The 20,269-nt window shown below is 63.0% G+C and carries 17 protein-coding genes and 1 pseudogene; 9 read left to right on the top strand and 9 right to left on the bottom strand.

The annotated features are described in order from the left end of the window. The 6 genes and pseudogenes from P3T25_RS31795 to P3T25_RS31770 form a co-directional block, all read left to right on the top strand. Positions 1 to 85 (top strand): annotated as a pseudogene (locus P3T25_RS31795) (IS5/IS1182 family transposase); the annotation flags it as partial. Between the two features lie 20 nt (positions 86 to 105). Further along, positions 106 to 2,934, top strand: coding sequence for a xanthine dehydrogenase family protein molybdopterin-binding subunit (locus P3T25_RS31790; RefSeq protein WP_266239173.1), 2,829 nt, complete (start codon positions 106 to 108; stop codon positions 2,932 to 2,934). Further along, positions 2,931 to 3,692 (top strand): (2Fe-2S)-binding protein, encoded by a 762-nt coding sequence (locus P3T25_RS31785; protein WP_171926997.1) that lies wholly within the window; start codon positions 2,931 to 2,933, stop codon positions 3,690 to 3,692. Before P3T25_RS31790 ends, P3T25_RS31785 begins: the two co-directional genes overlap by 4 nt. Next, positions 3,689 to 4,951 carry a c-type cytochrome gene (locus P3T25_RS31780; RefSeq protein WP_414693484.1) on the top strand — a complete coding sequence of 421 codons (1,263 nt, stop codon included), beginning with the start codon at positions 3,689 to 3,691 and terminating at the stop codon, positions 4,949 to 4,951. The genes P3T25_RS31785 and P3T25_RS31780 overlap by 4 nt, the downstream gene beginning before the upstream one ends. Before the next feature lie 124 nt (positions 4,952 to 5,075). After that, on the top strand, positions 5,076 to 5,492 hold the full coding sequence (locus tag P3T25_RS31775; protein WP_266239175.1) for a hypothetical protein: 417 nt from the start codon (positions 5,076 to 5,078) through the stop codon (positions 5,490 to 5,492). Positions 5,493 to 6,142: 650 nt separating this feature from the next. Further along, a complete protein-coding gene (locus P3T25_RS31770) occupies positions 6,143 to 7,117 on the top strand; it encodes a peptidoglycan DD-metalloendopeptidase family protein (protein WP_266239176.1) in 975 nt (324 codons plus the stop codon). 151 nt (positions 7,118 to 7,268) lie between these two features. Here the strand turns inward: P3T25_RS31770 and P3T25_RS31765 are convergent, their stop codons facing one another. Then, complete coding sequence (locus tag P3T25_RS31765) at positions 7,269 to 8,087, bottom strand: alpha/beta fold hydrolase (protein WP_266239209.1); 819 nt, start codon at positions 8,085 to 8,087, stop codon at positions 7,269 to 7,271. Positions 8,088 to 8,546: 459 nt separating this feature from the next. Further along, complete coding sequence (locus tag P3T25_RS31760) at positions 8,547 to 8,945, bottom strand: hypothetical protein (protein WP_154565293.1); 399 nt, start codon at positions 8,943 to 8,945, stop codon at positions 8,547 to 8,549. Positions 8,946 to 9,394: 449 nt separating this feature from the next. Between P3T25_RS31760 and P3T25_RS31755 the strand changes: the two genes are divergently transcribed. From P3T25_RS31755 to P3T25_RS31745, 3 genes are read left to right on the top strand one after another with little or no spacing between them, the layout of a single operon-like run. Beyond that, positions 9,395 to 9,850 carry a (2Fe-2S)-binding protein gene (locus tag P3T25_RS31755; RefSeq protein WP_054036421.1) on the top strand — a complete coding sequence of 152 codons (456 nt, stop codon included), beginning with the start codon at positions 9,395 to 9,397 and terminating at the stop codon, positions 9,848 to 9,850. A gap of 1 nt (position 9,851) precedes the next feature. Continuing rightward, the gene (locus P3T25_RS31750) at positions 9,852 to 12,086 is read left to right on the top strand and encodes a xanthine dehydrogenase family protein molybdopterin-binding subunit (protein WP_266239177.1); all 2,235 of its coding nucleotides are present in this window, start codon (positions 9,852 to 9,854) and stop codon (positions 12,084 to 12,086) included. 12 nt (positions 12,087 to 12,098) lie between these two features. Further along, positions 12,099 to 13,379, top strand: a complete 1,281-nt coding sequence (locus P3T25_RS31745) for a c-type cytochrome (protein WP_429360845.1) — start codon at positions 12,099 to 12,101, stop codon at positions 13,377 to 13,379. A 76-nt stretch (positions 13,380 to 13,455) separates the two neighbouring features. Here P3T25_RS31745 and P3T25_RS31740 read toward each other — a convergent pair whose 3' ends face one another. The 7 genes from P3T25_RS31740 to P3T25_RS31710 form a co-directional block, all read right to left on the bottom strand. Further along, a complete protein-coding gene (locus tag P3T25_RS31740; RefSeq protein WP_171926992.1) occupies positions 13,456 to 14,112 on the bottom strand; it encodes an amino acid ABC transporter permease in 657 nt (218 codons plus the stop codon). Between the two features lie 2 nt (positions 14,113 to 14,114). Then, positions 14,115 to 14,867, bottom strand: a complete 753-nt coding sequence (locus tag P3T25_RS31735) for an amino acid ABC transporter permease (protein WP_429360843.1) — start codon at positions 14,865 to 14,867, stop codon at positions 14,115 to 14,117. A gap of 67 nt (positions 14,868 to 14,934) precedes the next feature. Continuing rightward, complete coding sequence (locus P3T25_RS31730) at positions 14,935 to 15,759, bottom strand: transporter substrate-binding domain-containing protein (protein WP_154565297.1); 825 nt, start codon at positions 15,757 to 15,759, stop codon at positions 14,935 to 14,937. 90 nt (positions 15,760 to 15,849) lie between these two features. Then, positions 15,850 to 16,923, bottom strand: a complete 1,074-nt coding sequence (locus tag P3T25_RS31725) for an ABC transporter ATP-binding protein (RefSeq protein WP_171926990.1) — start codon at positions 16,921 to 16,923, stop codon at positions 15,850 to 15,852. A gap of 49 nt (positions 16,924 to 16,972) precedes the next feature. Beyond that, positions 16,973 to 17,860, bottom strand: a complete 888-nt coding sequence (locus P3T25_RS31720) for an ABC transporter permease (RefSeq protein WP_154565299.1) — start codon at positions 17,858 to 17,860, stop codon at positions 16,973 to 16,975. Continuing rightward, the gene (locus tag P3T25_RS31715; RefSeq protein WP_154565330.1) at positions 17,857 to 18,840 is read right to left on the bottom strand and encodes an ABC transporter permease; all 984 of its coding nucleotides are present in this window, start codon (positions 18,838 to 18,840) and stop codon (positions 17,857 to 17,859) included. The genes P3T25_RS31720 and P3T25_RS31715 overlap by 4 nt, the downstream gene beginning before the upstream one ends. Continuing rightward, positions 18,837 to 19,931, bottom strand: coding sequence for an ABC transporter substrate-binding protein (locus tag P3T25_RS31710; protein WP_154565300.1), 1,095 nt, complete (start codon positions 19,929 to 19,931; stop codon positions 18,837 to 18,839). The genes P3T25_RS31715 and P3T25_RS31710 overlap by 4 nt, the downstream gene beginning before the upstream one ends. Positions 19,932 to 20,269: the final 338 nt, after the last annotated feature.

Below are 20,269 nucleotides of genomic sequence, written 5' to 3'. Positions count from 1 at the left end.
ACCCGAAACGCTTGCCGGGTTGCATTTCGTGGTCTTCGCAATGCTCATGCTCGTTCACGCGGTGCCAGTACTTCCAAGTTCCTAACACGCTCTAAGGAGAAGTCCATGGGGAAACTCGACCTTTCGCGTCGTAGTTTTCTGAAGGCCAGCGTGTTGGCGGGTGTGTCGGTGTATATCGCGCCGATGGGCAGCCGCGCATTTGCTGCGTTGTTCGAAGACAAAATTCTGACGCCGGTTCAGTGGGACGCCGCCAATGGGCAGGCGAAATTCCGCATCGACGGTATCGCCAAAGTGACGGGCTCGAAAGTGTTCGCGCGAGACATCCGCGCCACCGACATGCCGCACTGGCCGCAGCAGCAATCGCACGCCTTCATCCTGCGCACGACGCAAGCCGACCGCAGCTACGAAGGCTTCGACCTGACGCTGCTCGGCGACGAACTGAAGCCCGACCGTGTGGTCACGGCGGCCGATCTGACGCGCGACGGCCTGATCTTCCCGGCCTTCTACGGCGACGACATGTTGCTGCCGCCGGGCAAGACGCCCGCATATCTCGGCCAGGCGGTCGCGATCCTGATTTATCACGACTTCGTGCGCTTCCGCTTCGCAAAAGACAAGCTCAAGTTCCAGGATCAGGTCATCCGTTACGGCGCGAAAACCGGGCCGCTCGAGCGCGATCCGTGGGGCACGTTCCGCTTCGTGCGCGTCGGCGGCAAGACGCCGTATGACGACGATATCTTCTCCAGCCTGAAAGACGCACCGGTGTTCCCGAGCATGATGCGCAAGCACCAGCCGGTGTGGCCGGACGGCGTCGAACACGGCAAGCTCGACGAGCAGGGCATGTTCCACGCCGGCCAGATCCAGCAGGAGCTGGATCATCCGTCGGCGGACTGGCTCGTCATGGAGCGCGAGTACAACACGCAGTCGATCGACACCGCCGCGCTCGAACCGGACAACGCGAACTGCTGGTACGACGCGGCGACGCAATCGCTGCACATGGTCGTGCCGACCCAGGCGCCGTCCGAAGTTGCCGACAGTGCGGCCGGCATGGTCGCGAAGTGCGCGTTCCCGGTGAAGAACCTGTTCATTCACCCGTGCTACACGGTGGGCTACGGTTCGAAGGATCACTTCAACGTGCCGTTCTACGGCCTCGTCTGCGCGATGTATGCGGACGGCCGCCCGGTGCGTCTTGCGAACGATCGCTACGAGCAGTTCCAGACGTCGTTGAAACGCCATGCGTTCAAGATGAACTACCGGATCGCCGTCGATAAGAACACCGGCATGATGCAATCGTTCAAGGCCGCGATGGAAGCGGATGGCGGCGGTCGCTGCAATTTCTCGCCGTCGGTGGCGATGGTCGGCGCGACGGCTGCGCAATCGATCTACTACTTCCCGAAGAACGATCTCTCGGCGGTGGCGATCGCCTCGCGCGCAATCGACGCTGGTTCGGCACGCGGCTACGGCACGCTGCAAAGCATGGCCGCGACAGAGATGATGGTCGACGAAATCGCCGCGCAACTGAATCTTGATCCGATCGACTTCCGTCTGAAGAACGCGCTGCGTCCGGGCATGAAGAACACCCAGGGCGCGGTGCCCGCCGGCGCGATTCGTGTCGACGACGTATTGCAGAAAGCGAAGGTTCATCCGCTGTGGGTGAATCGCGCAAAGCGCAAGGCCGAGTTCGAAGCCGCTCATCCGGGCAAGCGTTATGGCGTTGGCTTTGCGTGTGTGCAAAAGGACTTCGGCACGGGCGCGGAAACCTCGTTCGCCAAGGTCGAGTTCAGCGCCGACGGCAAGATCGGCTTGCAACACACGGCGGCCGAAATCGGTACCGGCATGTCGACCTCGCAGGCGATCGCGGTCGCAAAGTGGCTCGGCAAGCCGGCCACCGACGTGCATGTCGCGATCACCGATTGGCCCGATCTGCCGGTCGTCACGAGCGGCGACCCGTACATGATGTCGCAAGCGGACCAGGACAAGCTGGCCGCGAATCCCCGTTGGTCGCCGGGTTATGCGTCGCCGTCGAGTGCGACGAATTCGGCGTTCTATTTCACGCACAGCACGCGCGAAGCGGCACGCGTCGTCTTCGCGCACGGCTTGTGGCCGGCGGCCATGGCGATCTGGAGCCAGGGCGGCGGCGGTGGTCAAGCCGCGCCGCTGGTGGTGCGCATCGAGGACGCGCGTTGGGTCGACGGCAAGCTTTCGGCGGCGGGGCTCGAAGCACTGCCGTTCGAACAGCTCGCGAAGAAGGCACACGAATTGGGTCTGGTCACCGGTGCGACCGTGCACGTGTTCAATCGCTGGCAATGGACCGAGTCGGACTTCGAGATCGACGGCACTGTCGAGCGTCTGCCGCTCGATGGGCTTGCGCTTCGATATGGCGACAACGCTTCGGCCGATAAAAAGAAACTGCAAACCACGCCGAACCACTATCGCGTGCTTGATCGTCAGCGCGTGTTCATTCCGCCGGTTCAGCGTAACAACGCGGCCGTGACGTATTACAGCGCGGTCGGCACGCTGGTCGAGTTGTCGGTGCATGAAGCGAGCGGCAAAGTGGACCTGCTCGCCCATCACTCGATCATGGAGTGCGGCAATCAGCTCTCGCCGCAACTCGTGTCGGGCCAGTTGCAAGGCGGCCTCGCGATGGGCATCGGCCATGCATTGCACGAGTATCTGCCGCTCTATGAAGACGGTCCTGGCAACGGCACGTGGAATTTCAATCGTTACCACTTGCCGCGCGCGACCGACGTCGCCGTCTGGACCCAGACCGGCGAAGTGCTGCCGCCGCTCACCGAGACCGATCCGCCGAAGGGCATCGCCGAAGTGGTGATGATTCCGGTGGTCGGCGCCATCGTGAACGGTATCGCGCACGCGATCGGCCATCGCTTTACCGACCTGCCGGTCACCCCGCAACGTATTCAGGAGGTGCTCGCATGACGGCCCCCACTCAAACTTCCGCTATTGCTGCAAGCGCCGCCACTTCCTCGGGCACCGTTTCTGGCGCTTCGGCTTCCGCTTCCACCGCAGCTACTGCGGCCTCCAGTCCCGCGGCCGCTGCTGCCGCGCGCACTGCTTCCGGTGCTTCAGGTGCCTCGGGCGTTGCCGCCGGCGCGCCGGCCGCAACGGTGGTCGAACGTCCGTTGACGCATTTCCGCACGCTGCCGGTGTCGGTCAAGGTGAACGGCGAGATCGTCGGCCCGACCGACGTGCCCGCCGGTCTGATGATGATCGACTTCCTGCACGAGTATCTGCACCTGACCGGCTCGCGCCTCGGCTGCGGCCAGGGCATCTGCCACGCGTGCGTCGTGATCGTCGACAAGCCGGACGGCACCAGCGAAGAAGTGCGCACCTGCATCACGGGCGCGAATTTTTTCCACGGCAAAACCATCCGCACGATCGAAGGCCACGCGAAGCGCAACGAAGCAGGCGAGGTCGTCGAACTGTCGCCGATCCAGCAGAAGTTTCTCGAACACTTCAGTTTTCAGTGCGGCTACTGTACGCCCGGTTTCGTCAATGCGGCGACCGTGCTGATCGAACGTCTGAAGCGTCAGCCGATTGCTAAAGACAAGGTCGAGCAAACCATCACCGAGGCGCTGAACGACCATATCTGCCGTTGCACGGGCTACGTGCGCTATTACGAAGCCGTGAAGGAGGTTGTGATGACCACGCCAGGCCTTGTAAAGGACGCGGCATGATGACTCCCTCGAAGAATGTGCGCCGCGCGTTGCTGTTGCTCGGCACGGCCGCGTTGCTAAGCGCTTGTGGCCAACAGGACGACTCCGCCGCAGCGATGCGGGCTGCCGCCGCAATGGGCCCGCAGTCCACCGCGGCCGATCCGCTCGCGCGCGGCCGCTACCTCGTGAAAGCCGCCGATTGCGCCGCCTGCCACACCACGTCGGATGGCGCGCCGTTTGCCGGTGGCGTAAAGCTGGCTTCGCCGTTCGGCACCTTTTACGGCACCAACATCACGCCGGACAAGGACCACGGCATCGGCAACTGGAGTGCGGACGATCTCTACAAGGCGCTGCACGATGGCGTCACGCCGACCAAGCAGTTGTATCCGGCCATGCCGTACACGTCCTACCGCCAACTGTCGCGCGCGGATAGCGATGCGATCTACGCGTATCTAATGGCGCAGAAGCCGGCGGTCGTGGCGAACCACGAGCCCGAGTTGTCGTTCCCGTTCAACATGCGTTTTGGTGTGCGTTTCTGGAACTGGGTGTTCCTGAAGGACACGTTGCCGGACGCATCTAAAGGGCAATCTGCAGACTGGAATCGCGGGCGCTATCTGGCGAGCGCGCTCGGCCATTGCGCCGAATGTCATACGCCGCGCGGCAAGTTCGGTCAGCTCGACGGTGCCAGGCCGCTGACGGGCGCGGCGCTCGGCAGGATCGCCGCACCGGACATCACACCGCATGGTTTGGCAGCACGCGGCTGGACGGCCGCGGACCTGCAGACGTTCTTCGCGACGGGCATCGCGCCGCAAGGCTCGGCGTTCGGCGAGATGTATCCGGTCGTGCATCTGAGCAGTCAGTACATGACGCATGACGATCTGCGCGCGATGTCGACCTATCTGCTTGGTGACCAGGCGCTGGCGCCGCAACCATCGCAATCGGTCTCCGCCGATGCCGCGCAACTCGAGGCCGGGCGCAATGTGTATCTCGCGGTGTGTGCGGGCTGTCACGGGCTGAGCGGCGAGGGCAAGCCGCACGTTGCGGTGCCGATGCACGGCAACTCGACAGTGCGTCAAGGCGATGCGCACAACCTGATCGTGGCGATGCTCGACGGCATCGGCGCGCAGGATTTCCCGGGCCTCGAGCGGATGCAGGAGATGCCGGGCTTCGCCACGCAACTCAGCGACGCGGAACTCGCGCAGCTCGCGAATTATCTGCGCGCGACGTACGGCGGCCAACCCGCCGACGTGACGGCCGATGCGGTGAAGGCGTTGCGTTGAAGCGTGAACGGCGCGCAATGAACTCACGCGTAATGGTCTGCTCAAACGGTATCGCGCCGTTGCCGTCCGGCGGCGCGCCGTACGTTTCGCCGTAGACCGGTCCGATGTCCTTCACGGAGACTTCATGAGTCATCTCGCCACGCAGATTCTTCCTCATCATAGTGACCCTCATTCGGTGGGTGCACCGCTGGCTTGCGTACAGGGTACGATCAGCAAGGTGTTCCTCAGCCCGGAATTCCACCACGCCGCCGATCACCAGCAATTCGTCATCAGGATCGACAAGGTCGTGAAGTTCGAAGGCGGCACGCAGAACCTGGTCGGTACCGAAGTATTCGTTGCCGTGCGCTACGGCGACAGCGAAGGGCTCGCGCAGGCAATCCCCGGTCTGCAGGCCGGGCAGCCAATCGAGGCGCAAGGCGAATACATCGCCGAAGCCAGCGCCTATCCCACCGCCGACAACAACAACCCTGTTCTGCCGGTGCTGCACTTCACGCATCATCCGGTCGGCTACGTGCTGTATCAAGGTCATACCTACAGCTAGGCCAGGCCAGTCGCTGCGAGCCGGGCGGGCGCACGCCTGTCCGTCCGCTCGCCTGCGCATTTCCCCTTGGCTCCTCGTCTCGCGTACCGGCAATTCAAGTTTTCGCAGTGTTCTGCCGATAAGCAAACGTTATCGTCTGGTCGTCGGGCGACGCAGCCGTTTGCGGGTCTTCGCGATCATGCGCGTAGAGACACCAGGCAGACACCGCGCGTGCGGCGCGGACGGACCTGATGTGCCGGCTGATGCCGCCTGGGCGGCGGCCACTGGACCAGCACCGAGCAGCGGAGGCTCCAGGACATGCGGCGCCGGACTGGTTGCGGATGCAACCGTGTCTGCAACACCGTGAGTAAGGTTTGTATCTGTTTGTGTGAGCCGGGACGTTTTTTGCAAAATGCACTTTACAATTCCGCGTGAATTTTAATCGGCAATCTGGCCCTTTTCGCGGAAGATCGGCTGTTTTTGAGCATCCGGGCGTCCGGGCATCCGGCGTCCGGTGAAGCGAAAGGGATTGGGTTGGACGGCAGGGCACGGATGGGCGCCGCACGAGGCGGCCTCGCTGTGTCGCGACAGAAAGCAGCGCTTCGTCAGAACGCGCGCATCGCACGCGACAGGGCAGCATCCGGCTCGCCAATAAAAAGCAGGAGTCGAACATGTTGGGAAAGCGTTTCGACAGAACAATGATGGCCAGTCTGGCTGGCGTGTGGGTTGCGCTGGCGGTCAGCGGTTGTGCGAATGTGGGGCAGCAGGACGCGCAAGCTGGCGCGGCATCGGGCGCATCGGCTGCGTCCGGTGTGCCGGCAGCGGCTGCAGTGCCGGCTTCTGATGCGCTCGCAGGTTCGTCGGTCAAGCCAGCCGCCGACGACGGCACGCCGCTTAAAAAATCGCCGCCGTTGCTGTATCGCGTCAAGCGTGGCGACACGTTGGCGCGCATCGCGCAGCATCATCATTGCAGTGTCAGGCAGTTGCAGGCGTGGAATGGCCTCAAGCCCTCCTCGCGGTTGAAGCTCGGGCAGGTGCTGCACGTCGCTTCGCCGGAAACGGTACGGGCGGTTAATTCGGCCAATGCGGCAGCAAACGCGGCAGCCGCCGCTGCGAAGGCTGCGGCGGCGTCCGCGCCGGCTGTTCCGCTTGCCGCGCAGCAGGCGCCGGCGGCAACCACGTCGCAGGCAACGGCGCAGTCCGCCACGCCATCACCCGCGCCCAGCGCCGCCGAGGCACGCGAAGTCGCGCAGCAAACCTCCCGGCATGCAAACGGCGTATCGCTGGCATGGCCTGCAGGTGGCCGTGTAGTCGAAGCATTCCAGCCGGGCGAAACACGCGGCATCGAAATCGGCGGAAAGGCCGGCGATCCGGTGCGGGCCGCGGCCGACGGCAAGGTAATGTACGCCGGCACCGGTTTGAACAGCTACGGCAGTCTGATCATCGTCCAGCACAACAAGGACTTTTTGACCGCGTACTCGCATAACCGCAAGCTACTGGTCAAAATCGGCGACATCGTGCGGCAAGGCCAGCAGATTGCCGAGATGGGCGACGAGAACAACTCGCGCGTCTCGGTCGGCTTCGAGTTGCGCCGCGACGGCAAGCCGATCGATCCGATGCCGTATTTGCCGCAAGGCCGCGGCTAGGCGAGCCTAGGAATTAGCCGACGATTTTTCGCCAATACCAAACAAGCAGCGATCCCGGTTAGTCATTTGCCGGTATCGCTGCTTTGTCACATCCTCGCATCCGGGTCGACTACAGGGCAGATCAGATCGGCTACCGGTAACGCGCCTTCCTTCAATCGAACCAGCGCAGCGCCGCTGCGACGATCGCTTCGGGTGCATCTTCCTGCACCAGATGACCGGCCTTGGGCACTGCCTGAAAGCGCGCCTCGGGTATGACCGCCGCCAGTTGCCGGCCGCGTTCGAGTGGAATCCACTGGTCGTCTTCGCCCCACAGGATTTGCGTCGGGCAACGCATCTGCGGATAACGTGTTTCGACCGCGTCGGTATAGCGCTGATCCATTTGGGCGATCTGGCGGTAGAACGCGGCTTGTCCCGTTGCGCCGAGCCACGGTGTTACATAAGGCGCGAGTTCCTCGTCCGGAATATCGCGAGCGATGGCGCCACGCACGTATGCCTTCACGACCGCTTCGTGGATATACGGCGGCAGCCCGGCGAAGGCTGCGCCGTGTTCGCGCACGTGCTGCACGAACGGCGACCCCCATGGTGCGACGGCGACCGGATCGATCAGCGTCAGGCTGCGATAGTCGCACCCGTCAATGAGATGCGCGCGCAAGGAAGTCGCGCCGCCGAAATCGTGCGCGATGATGTCCGGATTCGTCAGTTGCCAATGCGCGAGCAATTCCGCCAGCAGCACGTTCTGCACGCCGAGCGAGACATCCTGAGCGTCGCGTTGCTCGGATTGGCCGTAGCCAAGCAGATCGTAGTAATACACGGTGCGAACTTGCGCGAGATGCGGGGCGATGCGATGCCACACATACGAAGAAAACGGTGTGCCATGAACCAGCACCAGCGGCGGGCCGTTGCCGGTCACGCGAAAACGCACGGTTTGATCACGGAACGTATAGCTTTCGGGAAGCAGCCAGTTTTGCATGGTGATGAGCGTCACGAGAAAGTCTGCTTACCTTAGCAGGGTGCTCCGAAGCGCGCTGACCGGCTTTTCGCAGCATCCTCCGGGTACCTCCCGCAAAAGCTCACCTTTGTTTTAGTCAGCAAAGCCAGGCAAATTCAAAAGACTTTGACTCACGGCGTCGCCGGATCGATCGGTGAGTGGTGCTGACACAGCGCACTGTTACGAAACGAGCATAAATCACCTTGAAACAAAGTATTTTTGTGTTGGCTGGATTCGGGAAGCCTGGTAGTCGTCGAGGACGCGCCGATTCGGTATTCAACGAAACGACGCGTGACCGACCAAAATGTGCGCATGGCAATGGTGAGCTAATTCGGGAGCCGAAGGCTCAATCAATACCGGATGCCGCGCTGCCGCACTCCACCACAGCGACCACCTCCGGCTAACGCCGACGAAGCGCCAAGCGAAGTGACGCGCCACCGGCTACTTCGCTTCAGCGCCGCGCAGCAATTGCGAAACCTGGCCGTGGTGATGCAGGATCGCCGGGTCGGCTTGCAGGAGCGGCAAGTAGCGCGGCAGGAATGCGTTGTTGGGCTGGTCGGGTGAAAAGAGGCCAGAGACGGCTTCGGCTGCGGCGAGCCGATCGGCGGCGTCCGCCTCCTTGTCGTCGAGAATTTCGTCGACGTTGGCGATCACTGTGGAGAGCGGCGTGAGCCAGCGGAACGCAGAGCCGTTGATGAGCACCTGCAGGAAGGCCGCCGGGGTCACGGGGCCGAATTCCTTTTCGTACGACGCGCGCTCGTGATCGAGAATCGACTTATGCAGCGCCAGTAGCGGTTTGCGAATTTCCGAGAGGAATTGAATGCATTGCTGGTCGTTCATCTTGCCGCTCCTTCGGATAGTCATGCCGGATCAAGCCGGGCGATCGGGTCAAGCCAGATCCATGCTAACAAAATCGCTCGAAGATGCATCAATAAATAAGATTGATGCGCGCACGCGAAGCGCATCAGATCAAGCCGGTGTCGCAATGGTAACGCATTGATTTAAATCTCGTTTCACTTGCGGCAGGGGCCGCGGCTGCGTCTTTCTCAATGCGTGGACACGCTGCGGACATGTGCACCCTGTCTGCGAACTTCTTTATCCACGGCTACAATTTCCAGGTCTCTTCCAGTGCACTCGCGCTGCGCATCATCTCCTGTACGCATTGAACCGCAGCCGCATCGCGTATTAGCACGGCGTGTCGAATAAACCCGGCAAGTCTTTGCGTTTTGGTTCGACGTCTCTGTCTAAACATCCGCCTGACAAACAATAAACCCCACCCGGAGCCGCCCATGACAACGTTCAACATCAACGGCCAGACTCATACCGTCGACGCACCGCCTGACATGCCCCTCTTGTGGGTGTTGCGCGATCTCGTCGGCTTGACCGGCACCAAGTTCGGTTGCGGCATCGCGCAATGCGGCGCATGCACCGTGCACCTCGATGGCGTCGCGGTGCGCTCGTGTGTGCTGCCGGCGGCGGCTGTGGGCGACAAGAAAATCACCACCATCGAAGCGGTCGGCAGCACGCCGGCCGGGCAGAAGGTGCAGCAGGCATGGCGTCAGCTTGACGTCGTGCAATGCGGCTACTGTCAGTCGGGGCAGGTGATGTCGGCGGCCTCGCTGATCGCGAGCAACCCCAATCCAACCGATGCGGATATCGACGCCGCCATGGCCGGCAACATCTGCCGCTGTGGGACATACAACCGCATCCGCGCGGCGATCAAGCAAGCCGCGAAGGGAGCCTGACATGTCCCAGGGATTGCTCGATTCACAAAACGGCGCGCAGCCGTCGAAGGGCGGCATCTCGCGCCGCACCTTCCTCAAATTCGGCATCACGGTTGGTGCGGCAACCGGCGGCGGCTTGCTGCTCGGCTTCAGCATGCCGGCCGCCAGTCAGGATCAGAAGACGGGCAAATCGGTCATCGGCGGCGATGGGGATGAAGCGCCGCAGAACGGCGTGTTCGCGCCGAACGCCTTCATCCAGATCGACACGGCGGGCAAAGTTACGCTGGTGATTCCGAAGGTCGAAATGGGGCAAGGCGTCTACACGTCGATCCCGATGCTGATCGCCGAAGAGCTCGAAGTGCCGCTCGACTCGGTCACGCTCGACCATGCACCGCCGAACGAAAAGCTCTTCATGGATCCGCTGCTCGGCGGCCAGCTCACCGGCGGCTCGACGTCGATCCGCTATGCATGGGAGCCGATGCGCCGGGCTGGCGCGACCGCGCGCACAGTGCTGATCAGCGCCGCCGCGCAGCAATGGCAAGTCGATCCGGCAAGCTGTCATGCAGAAGCCGGTCAGGTGATTCATGCGGCGAGCAATCGCAGCATTGGCTACGGCCAGTTGGTGACAGCGGCTGCCAAACTGCCTGCGCCGCAGAACGTCAAGTTGAAAGACCCGAAAGACTTCAAGCTGATCGGCACCGCGGTGAAGCGTCTCGATTCGCCCGAGAAGGTCGACGGCACCGCCATGTTCGGACTGGACGTGCGCGTGCCGGACATGGTCTACGCGGCCATCGCGAACTGCCCGGTGTTCGGTGGCACGCTCGCGAGCGTCGACGATACCAACGCGAAGAAGATTCCCGGCGTGCGCCAGGTCGTCAAAGTGGATAACGCGGTCGCCGTGATCGGCGATCACACGTGGGCCGCCAAACGCGGTTTGCAGGCGCTGGATATCAAATGGAACGAAGGCGCGGGCGCGCAGATCGGGATGAAGCAGATCGTCGACGATCTCGCCAATGCCGCGCAGCGAAACGGTGCGGTGGCGCGTAAAGACGGCGACGTGAACAACGCGTTTTCAAACGCGAAAACGCGCGTCGACGCCGTGTATCAGCAGCCGTTCCTCGCGCACGCCACGATGGAGCCGATCAACTGCACGGTACACGTGCGGCCCGACGGTTGTGATATCTGGCTCGGCTCGCAGGTGCCGACGCGGGTGGTGGACGCCGCGGTTGCCGTCACCGGCTTGCCCGCGGACAAGATTGTCGTGCACAACCATCTGATCGGCGGCGGCTTTGGCCGGCGGCTCGAGTTCGACATGGTCACGCAGGCGGTCAAGATCGGCAAACAGGTGTCGACGCCGGTGAAGGTAGTGTGGACGCGCGAAGAAGACATCCAGCACGACATGTACCGGCCGTACTACTACGACAAGATCTCCGCCGGGCTCGACGCGAACGGCAGGCCGATCGCGTGGCAGCATCGGATTGTCGGCTCGTCGATCCTGGCGCGTTTCGCGCCGCCGGCGTTCAAGAACGGTATCGATCCGGATGCGGTGGAAGTCGCCTCGGACCTGCCGTACGACTTGCCGAATCAGCTGATCGACTATGTGCGGCAGGAACCGCACGCAGTGCCGACTGCATTCTGGCGCGGCGTGGGACCGACACGCGGCACCTTCGTGGTCGAGAGTTTCATCGACGAACTCGCCACGCAGGCGAAAATCGATCCGGTCAAATACCGCCAGGATCTGCTGGGCAAAACGCCGCGCGCGCTGAACGTGCTCAATACCGCCACGCAGGCGGCGAACTGGGGCAGTGCGGTGCCCAAGGGCCAGGGGCGCGGCGTGTCGGTGATGCACGCGTTCGGCAGCTTCTTTTCGATGGTGGTCGACGTCGCGGTGGATCAGGGCGAGGTGGCCGTCAAGCGCGTGGTGTGCGCGGTCGATTGCGGGATGGTGGTGAACCCGAACACGATCGAAGCACAGGTGCAAGGCGGGATCATCTTCGGTATCACGGCGGCGCTCTACAGCGAAATCACGATCAAGGACGGCCGAGTGGAGCAGAACAACTTCACCGACTACCGGATGCTGCGCATCGATCAGGCACCGCCGATCGAGGTGCATATCGTGAAGAGCAGCGAGGCGCCTGGCGGCATCGGCGAGCCGGGGACGGCGGCGCTCGCGCCGGCTCTGACGAATGCGATTTTTGCGGCCACCGGCAAGCGGCTGCGGCAATTGCCCGTCGGTAGTCAACTACAAACCGCCTGACTGGAGCCCAACATGAAAAACACACTGAAGGGTTTCGGTGCTGCGCTGTGTATGGCGTTACCGTTCCTCACGCAAACTCCGGCGCAAGCCGCGGATCAGGCGCTGGTGCAGCGCGGCGCCTATCTGGCGAAGGTTGGCGATTGTGTCGCTTGCCATACGGCGCCGAAAGGCAAACCGTTCGCGGGTGGCCTGCCGATGACCACGCCGATGGGCCAGATCTACACCACCAACATCACGCCGGATCAGCAAACCGGCATCGGCAATTACACGGAAGAGGACTTTGCGAAGGCGATGCGCGAAGGCGTCGCGAAAGACGGGCACAACCTGTATCCGGCGATGCCGTATCCGTCGTATGCAAAGGTCAACGACGACGACATGAAAGCGCTGTACGCGTACTTCATGAGCGGCGTCGCGCCGGTGCTGCAGGCGAATCGCGAGCCGGACATCAAATGGCCCTTGAACATGCGTTGGCCGTTGAAGTTCTGGAACATGGTCTTCCTGGAGAAGGGCGCCTATCAGGACAAGCCGGGCAAGGATGTCGCGTGGAATCGTGGCGCGTATCTGATTCAGGGGCTGGGGCATTGCGGCTCGTGTCATACGCCGCGCGGCGTCGCGTTCCAGGAAAAGGCGCTGGATGAAAGCGGCAACGCGTTCCTGACGGGCGGCGTGCTCGACGGCTGGTTCGCCGCGAACCTGACGGGCGAGCACAACGTCGGCCTGGGTCGCTGGAACGATCAGGATCTGCAGGCGTTCCTGAAGACCGGCGCCAATCGCCATGCGTCGGCATTCGGCTCGATGACCAGTGTGATCAACAACAGCACGCAGGGCATGAACGACACCGACATAGCCGCGATGTCGACGTACCTGAAGTCGCTACCGCCGGCGGGCGGCAGTGGCGCACCGCCTTATACGTACGATCCACAAGCGACGAAAGTATCGCTGAACCGTCCCGCGAACGATGCCGGTGCGCGTGTTTATACGGCGTATTGCATGCACTGCCATGGTGTCGATGGACGCGGCTTTGCGCCGATGCTCGCGCCGTTGGCCGGCAATCCGAACGTGCTGGAGAAGGATCCGTCCTCGCTGATCAACGTGACGCTGAACGGCACGGAGGACCTGGTGATCGGCGGTATTCCCGCGCCGTATCCGATGCCGAAGTACGCGCCGGTGCTCAACGACCAGCAGATCGCCGACGTGCTGACCTTCGTGCGGGCCGGGTGGAATAACGGTGGTTCGGCTGTCACGGCGGGCGAGGTGGCGAAGTTGCGGAAGTCGACCCAGGCGGCTCGATAGACGCACCGGGCTGACAACGAAAAAAGCGGCAACCGTGCAAAACGGTTGCCGCTTTTTTATGGACCCGCGGAAAGCGTTATCGGTGCTGCCCCACCTTTTGCCGCTTCTCCAGGACGCGCGCATACCACGTCAACGGGAAACACATCGCGAAGTAAATCATCGCGACCATGCCGTAGATCGGGAACGGGCGGAATGCGGCGTTGGTGATCATCGTGCCGGTCTTGGTCAATTCCGTGAAGCCGATGATCGACGCGAGCGCCGTGCTTTTCACCACCTGCACGAGGAAGCCGACTGTCGGCGCCACAGCGATCTTCAGCGCCTGCGGCCAGATGATGTAGCGCAGTTGCTGGCTGAACGTCATGCCCAGACTAGCGCCCGCAGCCCATTGACCACGCGGCACGGCTTCCACACAGCCGCGCCAGATATCGACCAGATACGCGCTGGTATAAAGCGTCAGCGTGACGGCTGCCGCAACCCAAGGCGACACATCGACACCCAGCAACGGCAGGCCGAAGAACGCCAGAAAAAGCTGCATCAGCAACGGCGTGCCCTGAAACACTTCCACATACACCACCACGATCCGCCGCAACCACGGCAACGGCGACACGCGCATGGCGAGCAGGATCAGCCCGACGACGCCACCGCCGACAAACGCGATCAGCGACAACAACACCGTCCAGCGGGCGGCGAGCAACAGATTGCGGGCGATGTCCCACAGCGTGAATTCGACCATGATCAACGGTCCGTCGGCAGAGTGCGGGCGGCGCGCCACATCAGGCGGGTGCGCCAGTTACGCGGCGCGCTGTCGCTGCTGCCGCCGCGAGCCACGCGGCCCGCGAAGAGGCCACGGCCAAGCCGGTTCATGAGTTGCCGCAGTACGATCGACAACACCAGATACGTCGCGGTGATGATCACGTAGCTCTCGAACGAGCGGAAATTGCGCGACTGGATGAAGTTGGCCGCATAGGTCAGATCGGGCACCGAAATCTGCGAGACCACCGCCGAACCGAGCATCACGATCAGCACCTGGCTCAGCAGCGCGGGAAACACGTTGGCGATCGCCTGCGGCAGCACGACGTAGCGAAACACCTGCCGTCCATGCAGGCCGAGCGCTTGCGCCGCCTGCACCTGACCGCGCGGGATCGAGTCGATACCGGCGCGCACGATTTCGATCGCGTACGCGCCGAGATTGACGGTCATCGCCAGAATCGCGGCCTGCACCTCGTCGATATGAATACCGAGGCTCGGCAAACCAAAAAAGATGAAGAACAACTGCACGATGAAGGGCGTATTGCGGATCAACTCGACGTAAGTCGCGACCACCCAGCGCGCCCACTTCGGTCCGGCCACCGCAATGCTCGCGCCACCAATACCGACGAGACCGCCGAGCAGGGTGGACACGGCGGTCAGCCCCAGCGTGACGGCGACGCCGCGCGCAAGCAGCCCCGCATACAGGCCGAAGCCGCTGAAATCGAACGCATAGGTCATAGCGTGGCGCTCATCGTGTGGTCAAACTCCGGCGCGGGCCGGCCTGGCCGGTCCGCGCAATAAAGGTTCAGAGGTCGGCCGGCAGCGGCGCACGCAGCCACTTCTGCGAAATCGCGTTCATGGTGCCGTCCTTGCGGGCCTTGGCAATCGTTTCGTCGACTTTCTGCTTCAGACGCGGCTCGTTCTTGTTCAAACCGACGTGATCCGGCGAGCTGAACAGCGAGAATTTCTGCTCCGGATCGTTCGCCGGATGACGCGCGAGAATCGTTGCGCCGACGTCGTTGCCGACTACCATCAACTGTACCTGACCAGAAAGAAACGCCGAAATTGCGCCGTTAGGATCGTCGAATCTTTTGATGGTCGCGCTGGGGGGCGCGATCTTGCTGACGCTCAGGTCTTCCAGCGTGCCGCGCGCGACCGAAATCGATTTGCCGGCGAGGTCGGCGGCGTTCTTCACGGGCAGCGTTTTCGGGCCGAAGACGGCGAGATAGTAGGGCGCGTAGGGCTGCGAGAAGTCGATCACCTTTTCGCGTTCCGGGGTCTGGCCGACTGAAAGCAGCATGTCAGCCTTGTGGTCGGCGAGGTAGGCCATGCGGTTGTCGCCGGTCACCTGCACGAGTTCGACCTTCGCGTTGAGCGCCTTGCCGATCAGATTGGCGACGTCGATGTCGTAACCCATCGGCTTCATGTCCGCGCCGATCGAGCCGAAGGGTGGGTAGTCCTCGAATACGCCGATCCGTACCGTGCCGGACTTGGCGATGTTGTCGAGCGCGTCCGCATGCGCGGCCGACGAAAAGGCGCACAGTGCGCCGAGGCCGGTGAAGGCGAGCGTCGCGGCGAGGGTGGCGAAGACTCGGCGTGCGTTTGATTGGGCAACTTGGGGTTGATTCATGGTCTTTCCTCTGTCGAAAACTCGGTATTGGAATGGGTTTCAGTGAACGCTTCGGCGACGCGTTTCGGTGCCTTGCCTCAGCGATACGTTTCAATGCGCCGCGCGGGCGGCGATCAGTTTGCACGCGTGCGGTGGCAATTCCGCGAACACCGGCATGCCGAGCGTCAGCCCCGGCGTTTCGCGCGGTGTGGTCGCGGCAGTCAGGGTGAATCCTGCGCAATCGATCGTGGCTTCCAGAGACGCCCCCACGTCACGGATAAAAGTCACCGTGCCCGCGAGCCGGTTCTGCCCGGCATCGCCGGACGCTGTTTTGACGCACACGTCTTCCGGCCGGATCAGCAGACGGATATCGCTGCTGGACTCCGGCATCCGCGCCGGTTGCGCGACCGCAATGCGCCTTCCGCCCGGCAGACTGACGCCGCCCGCGCCGTCGTAGCTGACCGGCAGGATGTTGCCGAGCCCGATGAAGTCAGCGACGAATTCGCTGACCGGATCGCGATAAATATCGAGCGGCTTGCCGACCTGGGCGATCCGGCCTTTCTCCATCACCACGATTTCGTCGGCCATCGTCATCGCTTCGCGCTGGTCGTGCGTGACCATGATCGTCGTGATGCCGAGACGCTGTTGCAGCAGGCGGATCTCGACCTGCATCGCTTCGCGCAGCTTGGCGTCGAGCGCGGAGAGCGGTTCGTCGAGCAGCAGCAGTTTCGGTTGCGAGGCGATCGCACGGGCAATTGCCACGCGTTGCCGCTGGCCGCCGGAGAGTTGCGTGACCGGCCGGTTCGCCATGTGCGGCAACTGGATCAGTTCCAGCAATTCGGCGACGCGGCGCGCTTGCGCATCTTTTGCGGTCTTGCGCAGCTTGAGCGGATACGCGACGTTCTGCGCCACCGTCATATGCGGAAACAGTGCGAGCGACTGGAACACCATGCCGAAGTCGCGCTGGTTCGCAGGCAGATGCGTGATGTCGCGGCCGGCAAAATTGATGCTGCCCGAGCTCGGCGTTTCCAGCCCGGCGATCATCCGCAAGAGCGTGGTCTTGCCGCAGCCGGACGGCCCGAGAAAGCACACCAGCTTGCCGTCGGGCACGCTCAGATCGACGCTGTCGACGGCATAGGCCGCGTTGAAGCGCTTGGTCACGGCCTGCAAGGTCAGATGGGTCATCGAATGCTCCAGCAAAAAGACATCAGCACAGCGCGAATCGGAAGGATGGTCAAAGCGCCACCCCTTCGTCGCCGATCAGCTTTTCGAGCAGCCAGATCAGCGCGAAGTCGATTGCGACGATGAATACGGCGAAACAGAACACGGTCGGATCGAGCGACGACACCGTGCGGCTATAGAGCCACACCGGCAGCGTCATCGTGTCGATGCCGTACAGGAAGAAGGTCACCGTGAATTCGTTGAACGAGACGATGAACGCGAACAGCATGCCGGCGAGAATACCGGGGCGCATGAGCGGCAGGATCACGTCGATCAGCGCGCGGCTCGGGCTCGCGCCCATCACGCAGGCGGCTTCCTCGAACTCCGGGCCGATCGAGGCCACTGACGCCGCGCAATTTTTCACGGTGAACGGCAGCGCCAGAATCACGTGCGCGATGATCAGGCGGAATACGCCGAGTTCGACCGGCAGCACGTTGAACACCAGCAACAGCGACAAGCCGAGCATCACCAGCGGATAGACGAGCGGCAACGCCACCAGTTGTTCGACCGCGGGCTTGCCGCGAAAACGGTAGCGGCTCAGCGCGTAGGCGGCGGGCACCGAGACGAGCGTGGCGATGACCATCGTCGAGAGCGCGACGATCAGGCTCGTGCTGAGCGCGGCGCCCATCGAGAGGGAGTCGCTCGCATCCGGCGAGACGAAGCTGTGCCACGCCGCGCGATACCAGTGCAGGCCGTAGGCATGTGGCGGGAATTCGAGCGTGTCGGCCGCGCTGAACGACATCGTGATCATCGTCAGGATCGGCAGCGCGGCGAGAAACAGCACGATGGCGGCGAGCAGCGCGGTGGCTTTGCCGAGCTGGCCGGGCATGGTGGTCGGCAAACGCGGCAAACGCGGCAGGCGCGGTGGGCGTGCCAGGGGAGTCTGGATCGGCGTGCTCATGCGTGAGGCTCCTCGGCGAGACGTTGTGTACGGCGCACGAGGCGCTGCGACAGTGCCATCACGGTGAGCGTCGCGACCATCAATACGACGCCCGATGCGGATGCGGCGGGCCAGTTAAGCAAGGGCGCGACCTGGTCGTGGACCAGCACGGCGAGCATCGGCACGCGGCGTCCGCCGAGCAGCAGGGGCACGGCGAAGGCGCTGGCGTTATACGCAAACACGAGCAGGGCGCCGGACACGAGCCCCGGCATGGCGAGCGGCAGCAATACATGACGCAGCGTTTGCCAACGCGTCGCGCCAAGCGTGGCCGCGGCTTCTTCATACGAGCTCGAAACCGCGCGCATCGCGCTCGACAACGGCAGCACGGCCAGAGGAAACGCCGTCTGAATCAGACCGAGCAACACGCCATGTTCGCGATACAGCCACATCACCGGGCGCTCGACGAGGCCGCTGCCGAGCAGCGCGTGATTGAGGAGACCGGCCGGGCCGAGAATGATCAGCCAGCCATAACCTTGCAGCAGCAGATTGACGAGCAAGGGCAGCAGCACGCCTGCGAGCAACAGTCGCCGCGCCAGCCGCGACTTGGTGCGCGCCATCGCGAGAGCAACGGGAATCGCCAGCAGCACGGCGCAGATCATGCTTTGAAATGCGAGCCTCAACGTGAGCCACAGCGACTTCATGAAATAGCCGTCGATGAGATCGGCGTAGTTCTGCAGCGTGAAGCCGTGCCATTCGTTACCTTGCGTGCCGAAGCTCATGCGCAGCACGACGAGTGCTGCCGCGCCGAGAATGGCCAGAAACAGCAGGATCGGCGCGAGCAGAATCCAGGGGCGCGCTTTCGCGAGCGCCGTGGACGCCTGCTCGTCCGGTGCGCGGGAAGCGGCGCCGGGCGAGCCGGAAGCCGCGCCCGACGCGTCACCGGACGCAGCGTCCGACGCCGACGAGGCACGCCGCGAGAAACGCGCGAGCATCGCGGTCATGCCGAGAAAATTTCGGTGTAGCGCTTGATCCACGCAGGCTGCACGACGGCGAGCGCTTTGTCGTCATGCAGGATTGCTTTCTCGGCGATCTGCTGCGGGCTCGGCACGAACGCGCGGCTCTCGGCCGGAATCACCGCCTTCGAATTGACCGGTCCGTTCAGCACGTCGGCAGCCATGCGCCCTTGCACACCGGCATCGAGCGAATGGTTGATAAAGGCGTGGATCAGATCGCTGTCGGCGGGATGCGACTTCGGGATCACCGTGAACATCAGTTGTGTGGCGAAGCCTTCCTTCATCCCGTAGGTCACGCCCATCTTGTACTCGGGTTTGCGGATCTGGTCCGGGAAAAAGGCCGGCGAATAGATGCCGCCGATATCGAGCGAGCCGGTGCGGAACAGATCGGCCACCTGGTTCGGATTCTCGCCAAGCGTCATCACGCGATCTTTCAGCTGCATCAGCTTCTTGAAGCCCGGCTCGATGTTCTGTTGCGAGCCGCCGTTCATTTTCGCTGCGATGATCGCGAGGTCCACCGCTTCGGCCCATTCAGGCGGCGGCAGGAACAGGCGTCCGGCGTACTTCGGGTCCCACAGCGCTTCGTACGAAGACGGCGCCGTCTTGACCGTCGACGTGTTGTAGATCAACCCATCCGACCACAGCAGATAACCCACGCCGAAGCCGTTCGCGCCCGTGCGGTATTGCGGCGCGACCTCTTTCAGATTCGGCAGCTTGTCGAGATCGGGCTTCATCAGCAGGCCCGCGTCGCCTAGACCCGCCGCGCCGACACCGGCCAGGGTGATGACGTCGTAAGTGGGGCGATCGCCCGCGGCCTTCACCTTGGCGACCATGCCGGAGGTGCCGTCGGCGCGGTCGGCGATGACCTTGGCGCCGGTCTTCGCCGTGAACGTGGCGGCGATGTTGCGCAAGGCGGCGGCGCCGGTGTCGTCCGACCAGGTCAGCAAGCGCAGTGTCTTGCCGGAGAAGTTGTGCTCCTGTGCCCGCACGTTGATGAACGGCATCGGCAATGTGGACGCCGCGAGTGCTGCGCCGATTGCCTTGATGGCCTGCCTTCTACCCCGTTTGATCTCTTGCATGGCGGTCTCCTGTGTTGAACGCCTGTTGCCTGGTGATATTCGCTCTGACCGCTGCTGCTGCATCGCCCATTTGCGTTGCCCGTCGTTCCCAACCTCACGCGATACCGGGTGCGTTGCGTGTTGATGCACTCTAGGTTTGCCAAAATCCCTCAACAAACGAAATATGCGCATGGAACGCATGACGGAATCTCATGGGTAGGCTGTCGCGCGACGCTAGCGGCGGCTTTGCTGTGGTCCGTGGGAACGCCAATCCAGTGGCGTATCGGGGTTAACGTCCATGATTTTTTTGCGCAGGCGGGCTGGAGGGAGGTATGAGGAAAGCTCGGTTCTGGTGCGGT

This window comes from Paraburkholderia sp. GAS32 (assembly GCF_050434225.1).
In the GTDB taxonomy this organism is placed as follows: domain Bacteria; phylum Pseudomonadota; class Gammaproteobacteria; order Burkholderiales; family Burkholderiaceae; genus Paraburkholderia; species Paraburkholderia madseniana.
The sequence above is the reverse complement of the archived record's forward strand: the minus strand, read 5'-3'. Positions and strand labels throughout refer to the sequence as shown.